The following is a 13,168-nucleotide window of genomic DNA, read 5'->3' as shown; positions in this document are numbered from 1 at the left end:
CCCGGGTAGACGCCGGCCTTGGTCGGCGCCTGGACAGTGTCAGCGGAAGGCCGCGATGGTGGCCTTGGTGTTGACCAGCACGCGCTGGTTGTCGGCGGTGCTGGCGTTGCCCATCGGGATGCCGTTGTAGCTGATGTTGGGGTTGGACCAGTAGTTCAGGCGCGGGCAGCTGCGGGTGCAGTTGTAGGCCATGATCGTGCGCCAGCCGGTGCCGGTGGCCGGCTCGTAGCGGTAGCCGTGGCCATAGGCATAGGGCGAGGTGCTCGAGTCGGTGGCGATGTCATGCCGCGCACTCTGCAGATGGCCGATCTCGTGCGCGAACGAGTAATAGCCGGTCGCGCAATCCCAGTACACGGCCGCGAACGCGGTCGACGCCGTCGAGCCGATGCCCGAGGCCAGGCCGCAGTAGGCGGTGTTGTTGATCAGCAGCACGCCCACATCAGCCGTGTAGGTATTCCGGCTGGTGTGGATGCTGTCCATGTAGCCATCGCTGGTGCCACGGAAACGCGCCAGGTCGGTATCGAAGCTGCCCGATTCGGTGTAGCTGGTGGTCTCGTAGCGGGCCAGTTCCATGGTGATGCCGACGTTGCTGTTGACATAGCCCTGGTTCGATTCGGCCACGGCCAGCTGCACCAGTGACTGCATGTTGCCGCCATAGGCGGCGACGGCGGCATTGGTCGCCACCACCAGCACGCGGATGGTGGCCGGCGTGCCGGACGACGCCTGCGCGATGCCGAGGCGATCGTTGTTGCCCATCGGGACCTTCGGCAGCTGGTTGTAATCGGCCGGATGGTCGGCCGGCATCCGCGACTCGTCCACTTCCACAAGCACGTGGCGGTTGCCCAGCGGGCGCAGGCGGTACAGCTTTCCATCCTTGCGGATCGAGCCGGTGATGGTATCGCCCGAGCGCACCAGGATCAGCGAATTGCCGGGGTCGTCCTGGCCGTTGGAGGTGGCCGCGGTCAGCTTGTCCGAGGGCGAACGGAACTGGCCATACCAGATGCTGCCGCCATCGGGCAGCGCTTCAACCTTGCTGCGCACGGCCTGCACGCGCTGGCCGAGCAGTTCGAATTCCAGCTGCGGCTGTGCAGTCGCGGCTGCATCAACGCGCACTTCCTGTACCGTCGCGGTGGACGGGGTGGCCAGCAGCTTGCCCAGCGCGGGCTCACTGTTTGCCGATGCGCGGCTGATGACCGTCACCGGCTCGAACAACGGTGCCGCATGCGCGGCCGCCGCCACCGACAAACCCAACACCAGGCCACCTGCCGCTTTGCCAATCGATCTGGACAACATTGCGTCGCTCCTTGAATGATGTGAACAGCGTTGATGCAGCACGACCCGGTTTGCCGGGTTTGGCCATATGGCCTGCGCGGCTCGTGTGAATTCAATAGGCGAGTGGAGTGAAAGTCAGGATTTGTGATCGACCGCATCTGCGTTCAGTCAGGTCAAAAGCGTCACTACACTTCGCCAACACACCACTTTCGCGCTACCGTGACGCAGCCACGACGGGGAATGCACATGGCACCATCGCAGGGCACGGACGAAGATGTCGGCTTGCTGCGGATCGGCCTGTTCTTCGATGGCACCCGCAACAACGCGCACAACCTCGCGCGTGGTCGACCACAGCAGCCGCGACCGCGCCCGGCGCAGCTGCGTGCGGATGATGATTCGACCTACCAGAGCCGGCTGACCAGCAGCTACGACAACGGCCTGACCAACATCGCACGCCTGCAGCAGCTGTACCCGGACAGCCGCCGCGATGCGATGGCCACGCCTTCGTGTCGATCTACGTGGAAGGTGTCGGTACCCGCGATGACGCCGACGACGACCTGATCGGACTGGCGTTCGGTATCGGCGCCAGCGGCGTCCGCGCAAAGGTGCAGCGCGCGCTGCAGGTGGTGCTGCCGGCTGCGCTTGCAGAACTGTCCACGCGTTGGCGGCAACCGCTGCGTCGCGTGCAGCTGGATCTGTTCGGGTTCTCTCGAGGCGCTGCCGCCGCACGTGATATCGCCAACCAGCTGCAGGGCTGGGATACCACGCGTTGGCGGCAACTGCTGCAGTCGTCCGGCCTGGTCTGTACGCCGGACTTCGCCCCTGCCCTTCCGGTGCTGCGATTCATCGGCCTGTTCGATACCGTGGCTGCGGTCAGTGGTGGCCGCGCCGACGAACAACCGCAGCTTGCCCTGTCCAGTGGCATCGCTGCACGCGTGGTGCAGTTGACCGCGCGCGACGAGCATCGCCAGCACTATCCGCTGACCACGGTGGCACCGCCGTTCACCGAGATCGCTTTGCCCGGCGTGCACGCCAACATCGGCGGAGGCTACAACCAGCTGGAGGAAGGCCCCAAGCTGCTCAGCCGCCCACGTCGCCAGCAGCTGCGCCGCCCCGCCGTTGCCGACTACCAGATTCCCCCGCTGGCGATGCTGCAGGCCACCACGGCTTACGCTGAAACGCAGGCCGATGCCGAACGCTGGCGGCAGCAGCTGGGCGTGGACGAAAAGGAAGTGTGGGTGGATGTCTGGCACCAGTGGCAGCAGCAGCGCCGCGCCGGCAGCCGCAGCGTGCTGCTGTCCCCGGTGCTGTACGTGACTGCCGCCGTGGTACTGCGGCGGCGCATCGACTGGCGCTACCAGTTGATCGCGCTGCAGGTGATGCAGCAGCATGCCATCGATGCCGGTGTGACCTGGCGCGCCAGCGCTGCCGAAGTTCCCGGCTGGGAACTGCCGTCGGCCCTGCAACCGATCGCACGGCGGCTGGTGGCAGGGCAGGCGTTGACCCAGACCCAGGAGGCGCTGCTGCGCCGACGCTACCTGATGCAGTCGGCGCACTGGAATTTCGACGCGCTGGGCGACACCGCCCTGACCTATGCCGCCGATGCCGGCGTCAGCGAACTGCCCTACCGGCCCGGTCCCGGCCTGTTCTACATCAACCGGCCCACCGTGGATGGCAAGCGCGTGGTGCTGCCCAACGCATGAAAAAGGGGACGGAGGGGATTAAGTCGTTTGTGGCACAAACGACTTAATCCCCTCCGTCCCCTTTTGTTCAACCGGCCTGTTCGACCAGGTTGGCGAGCTCGTCGGCGTCGAAGCCGGCCAGCAGGCGCGCTTCGATGTTGAACGGCCCGTGCAGGTAGCCGCCGGCGTATTCCACCAGCAGCGCCTTGAAGCGCGCACGCGGCTCGACGCCGGCGCGATCGCAGTACCAGCGGTACCAGCGCGAACCGGCGGCAACGTGCGCCACTTCCTCGCGCAGGATCACTTCCAGTACGTCGGCGGTTTCACCATCACCGACATTGCGCAGCTTCTCGATCATGCCCGGTGTCACGTCCAGGCCGCGCGCTTCCAGCACGCGCGGTACCAGGGCCATGCGCGCCAGGCCGTCATGCGCGGTCTTTTCGCACATTTCCCACAGGCCGTTGTGCGCGGGGAAATCGGCGTAGTCGTGGCCATGCGCCTGCAGGCGCTCGCGCAGCAGCATGAAGTGCCGCGATTCGTCGTCGGCACAACTGACCCAGTCGGCATGGAACGCTGGCGGCAGGCCGCGGAAGCGGTACACCGCATCCCAGGCCAGGTCGATCGCGTTGAGTTCGATGTGGGCGATGGCGTGGATGAAGGCGGCGCGTCCTTCCACGCCGCCCAGCCCGCGCCGGGGCACTTCGCGCGGATGCACCAGCACCAGCCGTGCCGGCCGGCCAGGCATGCGGATCGGTTCCGGCGGCGGCGCATCGGCAGCCACCTTCAGGCGGCCGGCACGGAACGCGGCGGCATACGCCTGGGTCAACGCGACCTTGCGCAGCGGGTCGGCTTCGGCCAGGCACCGCTGCGCCGCGCGCAGCAGGTCGCCACCAACGTCGGGTACATCGACCACGCCTGGACCTCAGGCGCGGCGCTTGTGCTTGGCGTCGTCCGAACGCAGCTGCTGGATGCGCTCGAAGTAGCCCGGCTCGATACCCGTCGGGTAGTGGCCGTTGAAGCAGGACGAATCGAAGTTGCGCAGCGCCGGGTTGCCCTCGCTCACCGCCGCTTCCATGTCCTCCAGATCCTGGTAGATCAGCCAGTCGCAGCCCAGGTGGGCCTCGATCTCTTCCACGGTGCGGTTGTGCGCGACCAGCTCTTCGGCCGCCGGCATGTCGATGCCGTAGATGTTCGGGTAGCGCACCGGCGGTGCCGCGCTGGCCAGGTAGACCTTGCGCGCGCCCGCATCACGAGCCATCTGCACGATCTGCTGGCTGGTGGTGCCACGCACGATCGAGTCGTCCACCAGCAGCACCACGCGGTTGCGGAACTCCAGGTGGATCGGGTTGAGCTTGCGGCGCACCGACTTCACGCGTTCGCCCTGGCCCGGCATGATGAAGGTGCGGCCGATGTAGCGGTTCTTGATGAAGCCTTCGCGATACTTCACCCCGAGCACGTTGGAGATCTCCAGCGCGGCATCACGCGAGGTATCCGGGATCGGGATGATGGTGTCGATATCGTGGTCCGGGCGCAGGCGCAGGATCTTCTCGCCCAGCTTGATGCCCATGCGCATGCGCGCCTTGTGCACCGAGACGTTGTCGATCATCGAATCCGGACGCGCGAAGTACACGTACTCGAAGATGCACGGGGTGTGCTCGGCAGGCTCGGCGCAGATTTCCGAGAACAGCTCGCCGCGGGCGGTGATCACCAGGGCTTCGCCCGGCTGCACATCGCGCACCCGCTGGAAGCCCAGCACGTCCAGCGCGGCCGACTCGGAGGCCACGATGTACTCGTCGCCCTCGGCATGGCTGCGCTTGCCCAGCACCAACGGACGGATGCCGTGCGGGTCGCGGAAGGCCACCAGGCCCAGGCCCAGCACCACGCTGACCACCGCATAGCCGCCCTTGCAGCGGCGGTGCACGCCAGCCACCGCGCGGATCGCGGCTTCCGGGCTCAGCTGGCGCTGCTGTTCCAGCTCATAGGCGAACACGTTCAACAGCACTTCGCTGTCCGAATCGGTGTTGACGTTGCGGCGGTCCTGCTCGAACACCTGCTGGCGCAGCGCCTCGGTGTTGATCAGGTTGCCGTTGTGGGCCAGCGCGATGCCGTACGGCGAGTTGACGTAGAACGGCTGCGCCTCGTCCATGCCTTCCGAGCCGGCCGTCGGGTAGCGCACATGGGCGATGCCGACGCTGCCTTCCAGGGTGGACATGGTACGTGCATCGAACACATCGCGGACCAGGCCGGTGGCCTTCTGCACCCGCAGGCGGCTGCCATTGGCCGTGGCGATGCCCGCGGCATCCTGGCCGCGATGCTGGAGAACGGTCAAGCCGTCATACAACTGCCCGGCGACGTTCTGGTTGCCGACGATTCCGACGATGCCACACATGGTGCGAAGTCTCCGCTGGGCTGTGCCCAGTTACAAGGAAGGTGGCCGTACCTGGCCGCGGTGGTCGCCGCGCCTGCGGTCGACATTGGCCGGATCGCCCGGCTCGATACTGTCTGGCAGTGCTGGGGCGTCCGGGCGCACTTCGGCCGGATCGTATGCGTCGCCCTGTTCCGCTTTCGCGGGCCGCAGCCATCCGCTGCCCGCCACTACCTGGTTGAGGATGCCATTATCGCCTGCCGCGCCCGGCTTTCCCAGATCGGCGCCTGCGCTCTTCCCCAGCTCCATCAATGCAGATGGGGACAGCATGTCGGTCGGCAAGGTCTTGGGCAGCAGGTCGGCGCCGGGCACCTGCCAGTGCGGCAGCTTCCCGTTCATCCAGGCCACGGCCGGGTTCAGCACCGGGCGGACCGCCGAGCGCTTCCAGGACGGTTCGGCGGTCAGCGGGGTGAAGCCGGCCAGCAGCACCAGGATCGCCGCGATCAGGCCGCCACGCACGGTGCCCAGCACGCCGCCCAGCAACCGGTCCAGGCTGGTCAGCATGCTGCGATGGATCATCGCCTTGATGACCATGCCGATCACCGCGACCACGATCATCACGCCAATGCCCACGCCCAGGTAGCCGCCAACGAAATGCTCGCCGCCGGGTGCGGCCGGGGCCGCCCACCAGCGTGCCGCATCGTTGCCGAAGGCGAAGGCCGCCCACGCGGCCAGCAGCCACGACAGCGTGCCGATGACGATTCCAACAAAGCCACGCAGCATCCCGAGCAGGGTCGAGGCGGCGATCACGATCAGCAGCACCACGTCGATCATGGCGCCCCGCTCCTTCGGCGGCGCTGGCAACGGGCCTGCGCGTGGATCATGGGTGCGGTCGGACCATGCCGGCCACGCCGACCTTGGCGGCGACCTGCGCCTTCAGCTGCTCGGCGTCAGCGCGGTTGGCCACCGGTCCGACGCGGACGCGATGCAGCGTGCCCTTTTCAGTGCGTACCTGCTCGACGAAAGCACTGAAGCCGGCGGCGCGGACCTTGTCGCGCAGCGCGTTGGCATCGTTGGCCTGGCCGAACGCGCCCAACTGCACGGCGAAGCCGACGCCACTGGCCGCCGGTGCTGTCGGCGTGGCAGGGGCCGGCTTGCTGGCGGCAGCCTCCGGCTTCGGCTCGGGCTTGGCGTCCGGCTTCCGAGCCTCGGGCTTCGGTGCCGGCTTGGGCGGCTCTGGTTTGGTGGTCGCCGTCGGCGTGCTTGGCGGCAGGCTTTCGCTGCGCACCGGGTTGCTGGTGGCCGACGGCGTGGTGGCCGCGGCCGGGGTGCTGGTGGTCGGCGCCGGCGTGGCGGCAACCGCCGCACTGCTGCCTGCCGCCGCATCCAGGGTGATGACTTCTGCCTTCACATCGGCGCGGATCTTGACCGCCTGCAGGCGCGCGGCTTCGGCCTGGGCACGGTCGGCATACGGCCCGACACGCACACGCCACGCCTGGCGCCCGCTGATGGTGGTGGTTTCGGCGAAGCCTGGCAGCTGCGAGCGCTGCAGGTAGGCGATCACCGCATCGGCGTCGGCCTTGCTGCCGTAGGCGCCAAACGTGACGGCGAAGTTGCCGGCGGCAACCGCCGGAGACGTGTCCACGGTCGGCGGCGTAGCCGGCGCGGCCGTCTCCTGCAGCGGCTTGGCCTGCCCGGTCTGCAGGCCGGTGGCTCCACCGGCCGGAGCAACCAGCGGCAGCTCACGGGTTTCGAACTGGCCATCGGCCGGTGCGTCCGGCGCGGCGATCGGCACCGAGGCCACACCGCTGTCCGGCGCCGGTCCCTTGACCAGCATCGGCAGGAAAATCACGGCCAGCGCCACCAGCACGATGGCACCAATCAGACGCTGTTTCAGAGGCGTATCCACGTGAGGCGGCAACTGTCCGGAGGTTGCGGTCGATTATACGGGTGCCGGACCGGACGGCGTCGGCATTGGCTGAACGCGGATCAGGCGGCGCCCTGCAACCATTGCAGCGCGGCAGCGGCGGTATGGAAGGAGCCGAACACCAGTACGCGGTCACCGCGCCCGGCCTGGGCCAGTACCTGTGCCAGCGCCTGCTCGACAGTATCAGCGCGCTGGGCCTTGGCCGCCGCCGTACCGGCCAGGCGGGTCTGCAACTGGGCAGCACTCTGCCCGCGCGGGCCGTCCAGTCCGGCCAGGGTCCACTCGCCGACCACGTCCTGCAGCGCCTGCACAACGCCCACCGCGTCCTTGTCCTGCAGCGCGGCGTACACCGCCAGGGTGCGCCCGGCCGACGCTTCGGCCTTCAGCGCGCGCGCCAGCTGGCCCGCCGCCTGCGGGTTGTGCCCGACATCGACACGGACCTGCACCCCGTCACGCTCGAACGCCTGCAGGCGGCCAGAGATGCGCGCCGCCGCGACACCAGCAGCCCACGCCGCACGCGGCACCGGCTTGTCCAGCGCGCGCAGCGCAGCGATGGCGGCACCCGCGTTGGCCAGCTGGATCGGGCCGGCCAGCGCCGGGGTCGGCAGTTCCATGCGCAGGCCGACATCGCGCCAGCGCCAGCGCTGGGCATCGATTGGTTCGTAGAAATAATCGCTGCCGCCGCGGATCGCGTTGGCGCCGACCAGGTAGGCACGTGCGAGCACGCTCGACGGCGGGTCGGTCTCGCCCAGGATCACCGGCTTCCAGCCACGGATGATGCCGGCCTTCTCGGTGCCGATCGCTTCGCGGTCCCCGCCCAGCCATTCGGCATGGTCGATGTCCACGGTGGTGATCACCGCCACGTCAGCGTCGACGATGTTGACCGCATCCAGGCGACCGCCCAGGCCCACTTCCAGCACCGCCAGGTCCAGCCCGGCGTCCGCGAACAGCTGCAGCGCGGCCAGCGTGCCGTACTCGAAATAGGTCAGCGTGATATCGCCACGCGCGGCCTCGATGGTGTTGAAGGCGGCGACCAGCGCCGCATCCTCCACATCGTGGCCGTCGATGCGCACGCGCTCGTTGTAGCGCAGCAGGTGCGGCGAGGTGTACGCGCCGACCTTCCAGCCGGCAGCACGCGCGATGGCTTCGATGAAGGCCACGGTGGAGCCCTTGCCGTTGGTGCCACCGACCACGATGGTGCGCTGGGCCGGCGCCCCCAGGCCCATCGCCGTAGCCACGGCGCGCACGCGCTCCAGGCCCATGTCGATGGTCGCCGGGTGCTGGCGTTCAAGGTAGTCCAGCCAGTCGGCCAGGGTGGTCGGGGTGTTCGTCACGGCAGCGGTTCCAGCAGAAGCAGTTGATGCGAGGGGATGGATCAGAGTGCGCGGTGCTTGGCTTCGCCGAAGAACGGCGTGTGGTGGGCACAGTCGTTCAGGCGCACCACTTCCAGGCTGTCCAGGTCGGCGCCTTCGAGCAGGTTGAGCGTGGTCGGCGCCTGGCGGAAGGTCCACAGGCGGGAGATCGGCAGGCCCAGCACCTTGCACAGGATCACGCGGTTGACCGCGTCATGGGCGACCACCAGCAGGGTGTCGTGCTCGCCGAGGCCTTCGCTGGCGCGGGCCAGGCCGCGCCAACTGCGCTCCAGCACCAGGCGCAGCGATTCACCGCCGGGCATCAGCACGGTGTCCGGCTCCTCGCGCCACGCCTTCAGGCGCGACGGGTCCTTTTCGTTGATTTCGCTGGCCAGCAGGCCTTCCCACTCGCCGTGGGCGATTTCCTGCAGCTCCGGCTCGGTCAGCAACATGTCGGCACGGGCGGCACCGAGTGCCAGCTGCGCGGTGCGCTGCGCGCGTGACAGCGGCGAGGCGACGGCACGGGTGATGTCCACCGAGGCCAAGCGGGCGCCCAGGGCCTGGGCCTGGGCTTCACCGATCGGCGAAAGCGGGATGTCGATCTGGCCCTGGTAGCGGCCTTCGGCGTTCCACGGCGTTTCGCCGTGGCGGGCAAGCAGGATGCGCATGCGTGCAAGGGGTCCTGGGGGGAGGAGGTTCCGCGTTTCGTTCACATCCTGTGAAGTGCGCGGAACAGGGATGATACCCGTTCGGCGCACCGGGCCGTGCCGGGCATGAAAAAACCCCGCGACGTGGATCGCGGGGTTTTGGAAACTCCGGCTATCTGGTCGGGGTTGCCGGCCAGCGGCCGGCACTACCGCAACGGGTTTATTTCGCCAGGTTCAGTTCCTTCAGCAGCGCCGGCGCCGGCGCCACTTCCTGCATGATCCACTGCATGTAGCGGCTGTCGACCGCGATCATGCGGGTCATCACCGGGTCGAACACCCAGTTGGAGCTGACCGATTCCCAGTTGCCGTCGAAGGCCAGGCCGACCAGCTTGCCGTTGGCGTCCAGCACCGGTGAACCCGAGTTGCCACCGGTGATGTCCAGGTTGGACAGGAAGTTCACCGGCACCGAGCCCACGCGCTTGTCTTCCAGGCCGCCGTAGCGCTTGGCCTTGACCGCGTCGAGCAGGGCCTTGGGCGCATCGAACGGATCGACGCCGGTGTCCTTGGCGACGATGCCCTCCAGCGTGGTGAACGGGGTGTAGGCCACGCCGTCCCTGGGCTCATAGCCCATCACGTTGCCGAAAGTGATGCGCAGCGACAGGTTGGCATCCGGGTACACGAACTCGCCCTGGCTCTTCTTGTAGTCAGCCAGTGCCTGCAGGTACAGCGGACGTGCGGTCAGCGACTCGCCTTCGCGGATCTTCTTCTGCTCTTCCTGCTTCAGCAGCGACGGCATGATCGCCACCGCGTACTGGATGGCCGGATCGGTGCTGGCTTCGAACGCGGCGCGGTCGGCCTTGAACCACTTCAGGCGTGCATCCAGGCTGCCCAGCTCAGTGCCCGACAGCTTGCTCACCAGTGCCTTGACCGCGCTGGCATCGCTGCCGCCCAGCCAGGTGTTCAGCACGTCGTTGTTGCGCTGCGCGGCCGGCAGGGCGACGTACTGGTCCAGCCAGTAGGTCTGCAGCTGCTGGTCCATCTTCGCCACATAGCGGCGATCCATCTGCTTCAGGCCGCCTTCCAGGGTCGGCAGGTCGCGCTGCTGGTAGCCGACCTCGCGCTCGGCGTCCGGCTTGGTGCGCTCGATCGACAGGCGGTACAGGCCGATGGCGGCGTTGACCGCCGAGGTGTTGTTGAACTGGCCGACGAACAGATCGCGCTCGCGGGTCGCCTTGCTGGTATCCAGGTGCTTGACCAGCTGCGCGTGTGCGGCCAGGGCCGGCTTGCCGGCGGCGCCCTGCTTCTTCAGCCAGGCCAGCACGGCGGCTTCTTCAGCCTGCTTCTGGCCAGCAGCGTCGATGCGCTTGAAGCCTTCCAGCTGGCCGGCGTAGTTCTTGGCCACGTTGTTCATGCTGGCCGCGGTGGCGGCGTACTTCACCTTGACGTCGGCGTCGGCCTTGCCCGCCTCATCGATCATCTTCAACACTGCGTTGTAGTGCCTGGCGATGGTCGGGTAGGTCCAGCTGGCGGTTTCGTTGAACTCACCGGCCAGCGCGTAGCGGTTGGTGCGGCCCGGATAGCCTGCCACCATCACGAAGTCACCGGCGCCCAGCGGCTGGTCGGTGAACTTCAGGAAGTGCTTGGGCTGGTACGGCACGTTGTCGGCCGAGAATGCGGCCGGCTTGCCGTCCTTGCCGACGTAGGCGCGGTAGAACGAGAAGTCGCCGGTGTGGCGCGGCCACATCCAGTTGTCGACGTCGCCGCCGTACTTGCCGACGCTGCCCGGGGGCGCGTAGACCAGGCGCACGTCCTTGATTTCCATGTTGCGGAACAGTCGGTAGGTGTTGCCGCCGGAGAAGGTGTACAGGCGGCAGCGGAAGCCGTCCTCGGCTTCACACGCGGCGACCTGGGCCTTGTCGAAGGCGTCCAGCGCACGGCTGCGGGCCAGCGGGTCGTTGCCGGCGGCGGCAATGGCGGCCTTGGCCTGGGCGGTGACGTCGGTGATCTGGTCGAGCACGTAGACGCGGGCGTTCGGGCCGGCGCTCAGTTCATCGCTGTGCTTCGGCGCGTTGAAGCCGTCCTTGATCAGGTTCTTCTCGGCGGTCGAATTCAGCTGGATCGCACCGTAGGCGCAGTGGTGGTTGGTGACCACCAGGCCCTGCGGCGACACGAAGCTGGCGGTGCAGCCGCCGAGGGCGACGACCGCGCCCATCGGGTCGCCGGTGAGGTTGGACAGCTGCTCCGGCGACAGCTTCAGGCCGGCCTTCTGCAACGGACCGGCGATTTCCGGCAGCTGCTGCGGCACCCACATGCCTTCAGCGGCATGGGCGACCTGGGCCAGCCCGAGGCTGGCGACGATGGAGAATGCAAGCAGGTTCGAGCGCATGGAGCAGCCCCTGGTAGTGGAACCCTCGATTGTAGCCCGCCGCCCTGCCCCGGCCCGAACCCCGGAAGTCATGGGCCTACTTCTTGCTCTGCCATGCGCACATCGGCCGCGCACATGGAATCGTCCAGAGGAGGCGTGGTCACCCTGGCCGGGACCGTTGGCGCCATGGGCCGGGCGCATGCGACTGGCGGGTTGGGCAGGACGCCCAACCCCGGTCTTGCCGTGTGCGCAGGATAGCGCGCACGAGCAAGGCGCCATCGAGCACCATGGATGGGCTTTTGCGTGTCCCGGCCAGGGTGACCACGCCCCCTCCCCAGGAATCAAGGAGGCGCTGCTGTTTGCAGCACGTTCGAAACGCCCGTCGGCGCACGCCTTTCGTTCCGCCATTGCACCCGCAGCGCAACATGGGAAATCCGCGCGGCACCCTATAATCCGCGCTTTCCCCCTGATGAGTTCCACCCCGATGGCGCAGCAAACGATGAAGGCCCTGGTCAAGCGCGAAGCGGCCAAGGGCATCTGGCTGGAAGAAGTTCCGGTGCCGACCCCAGGCCCGAACGAGGTCCTGATCAAGCTGGAAAAGACCGCGATCTGCGGCACCGACCTGCACATCTACCTGTGGGACGAGTGGAGCCAGCGCACCATCAAGCCGGGCCTGACCATCGGCCATGAGTTCGTCGGCCGCATTGCCGCGCTCGGTTCGGCGGTGACCGGCTATGAGATCGGCCAGCGCGTCTCGGCCGAAGGTCACATCGTCTGCGGCCATTGCCGCAACTGCCGTGGCGGCCGCCCACACCTGTGCCCGAACACCGTCGGCATCGGCGTCAACGTCAACGGCGCCTTCGCCGAATACATGGTGATGCCGGCCAGCAACCTGTGGCCGATTCCGGACCAGATCCCGTCGGAACTGGCCGCGTTCTTCGACCCGTACGGCAATGCCGCACACTGCGCGCTGGAATTCGACGTGATCGGCGAAGACGTGCTGATCACCGGCGCCGGTCCGATCGGCATCATCGCCGCCGGCATCTGCAAGCACATCGGTGCGCGCAACGTGGTGGTGACCGACGTCAACGACTTCCGCCTGAAGCTGGCCGCCGACATGGGCGCCACCCGCGTGGTCAACGTCGCCAACCAGTCGCTGAAGGACGTGATGAAGGAGCTGCACATGGAGGGCTTCGACGTGGGCCTGGAAATGAGCGGCAACCCGCGCGCGTTCAACGACATGCTCGACTGCATGTACCACGGCGGCAAGATCGCCATGCTCGGCATCATGCCCAAGGGCGCCGGCTGCGACTGGGACAAGATCATCTTCAAGGGCCTGACCGTGCAGGGCATCTACGGCCGCAAGATGTACGAGACCTGGTACAAGATGACCCAGCTGGTGCTGTCCGGCTTCCCGCTCGGCAAGGTGATGACCCACCAGCTGCCGATCGACGAGTTCCAGAAGGGCTTCGACCTGATGGAAGAAGGCAAGGCCGGCAAGGTCGTGCTCAGCTGGAACTGACCCGAAGGGTCAATTCCCCCGCATGTTTCCTTATCC

9 protein-coding genes and 1 pseudogene are annotated in these 13,168 nt (G+C 67.5%); 2 read left to right on the top strand and 8 right to left on the bottom strand.

The features are described from left to right. Window positions 1–39: 39 nt before the first annotated feature. Window positions 40–1,293, bottom strand: coding sequence for a zinc-dependent metalloprotease (locus AC5P7I_RS18335; RefSeq protein WP_262088317.1), 1,254 nt, complete (start codon window positions 1,291–1,293; stop codon window positions 40–42). A 225-nt stretch (window positions 1,294–1,518) separates the two neighbouring features. On the opposite strand from AC5P7I_RS18335, the pseudogene AC5P7I_RS18330 reads away from it, so the two are divergent. Beyond that, window positions 1,519–2,975 (top strand): annotated as a pseudogene (locus AC5P7I_RS18330) (T6SS phospholipase effector Tle1-like catalytic domain-containing protein). Between the two features lie 67 nt (window positions 2,976–3,042). On the opposite strand, the gene AC5P7I_RS18325 reads toward AC5P7I_RS18330, so the two are convergent. The 7 genes from AC5P7I_RS18325 to AC5P7I_RS18295 form a co-directional block, all read right to left on the bottom strand. Continuing rightward, on the bottom strand, window positions 3,043–3,867 hold the full coding sequence (locus tag AC5P7I_RS18325; RefSeq protein WP_049407161.1) for a ferritin-like domain-containing protein: 825 nt from the start codon (window positions 3,865–3,867) through the stop codon (window positions 3,043–3,045). 9 nt (window positions 3,868–3,876) lie between these two features. Continuing rightward, window positions 3,877–5,343, bottom strand: coding sequence for an amidophosphoribosyltransferase (purF, locus tag AC5P7I_RS18320; protein WP_005408246.1), 1,467 nt, complete (start codon window positions 5,341–5,343; stop codon window positions 3,877–3,879). Between the two features lie 30 nt (window positions 5,344–5,373). After that, a complete protein-coding gene (locus AC5P7I_RS18315) occupies window positions 5,374–6,153 on the bottom strand; it encodes a CvpA family protein (RefSeq protein ID WP_262088320.1) in 780 nt (259 codons plus the stop codon). 46 nt (window positions 6,154–6,199) lie between these two features. Then, the gene (locus AC5P7I_RS18310; protein ID WP_262088321.1) at window positions 6,200–7,228 is read right to left on the bottom strand and encodes an SPOR domain-containing protein; all 1,029 of its coding nucleotides are present in this window, start codon (window positions 7,226–7,228) and stop codon (window positions 6,200–6,202) included. 80 nt (window positions 7,229–7,308) lie between these two features. After that, complete coding sequence (gene folC, locus AC5P7I_RS18305) at window positions 7,309–8,580, bottom strand: bifunctional tetrahydrofolate synthase/dihydrofolate synthase (protein ID WP_262088322.1); 1,272 nt, start codon at window positions 8,578–8,580, stop codon at window positions 7,309–7,311. Between the two features lie 41 nt (window positions 8,581–8,621). Further along, the gene (locus AC5P7I_RS18300) at window positions 8,622–9,266 is read right to left on the bottom strand and encodes a histidine phosphatase family protein (protein ID WP_262088323.1); all 645 of its coding nucleotides are present in this window, start codon (window positions 9,264–9,266) and stop codon (window positions 8,622–8,624) included. Between the two features lie 199 nt (window positions 9,267–9,465). Continuing rightward, window positions 9,466–11,631, bottom strand: a complete 2,166-nt coding sequence (locus tag AC5P7I_RS18295; protein ID WP_046429104.1) for a S46 family peptidase — start codon at window positions 11,629–11,631, stop codon at window positions 9,466–9,468. Window positions 11,632–12,109: 478 nt separating this feature from the next. Between AC5P7I_RS18295 and tdh the strand changes: the two genes are divergently transcribed. Then, window positions 12,110–13,132, top strand: coding sequence for an L-threonine 3-dehydrogenase (tdh, locus tag AC5P7I_RS18290; RefSeq protein ID WP_032955954.1), 1,023 nt, complete (start codon window positions 12,110–12,112; stop codon window positions 13,130–13,132). The last annotated feature ends 36 nt before the right edge of the window (window positions 13,133–13,168 follow it).

The sequence above is a fragment of the Stenotrophomonas sp. YJH_SMC_138 genome, assembly GCF_059369855.1.
The sequence above is the reverse complement of the archived record's forward strand: the minus strand, read 5'-3'. Positions and strand labels throughout refer to the sequence as shown.

Bases quoted from the DNA above. Each gene is read 5' to 3' on its own strand.
- AC5P7I_RS18335 (WP_262088317.1), bottom strand. From the start codon at position 1,293: ATGTTGTCCAGATCGATTGGCAAAGCGGCAGGTGGCCTGGTGTTGGGT.
- purF (WP_005408246.1), bottom strand. From the start codon at position 5,343: ATGTGTGGCATCGTCGGAATCGTCGGCAACCAGAACGTCGCCGGGCAG.
- AC5P7I_RS18315 (WP_262088320.1), bottom strand. From the start codon at position 6,153: ATGATCGACGTGGTGCTGCTGATCGTGATCGCCGCCTCGACCCTGCTC.
- AC5P7I_RS18300 (WP_262088323.1), bottom strand. From the start codon at position 9,266: ATGCGCATCCTGCTTGCCCGCCACGGCGAAACGCCGTGGAACGCCGAA.
- AC5P7I_RS18295 (WP_046429104.1), bottom strand. From the start codon at position 11,631: ATGCGCTCGAACCTGCTTGCATTCTCCATCGTCGCCAGCCTCGGGCTG.
- tdh (WP_032955954.1), top strand. From the start codon at position 12,110: ATGAAGGCCCTGGTCAAGCGCGAAGCGGCCAAGGGCATCTGGCTGGAA.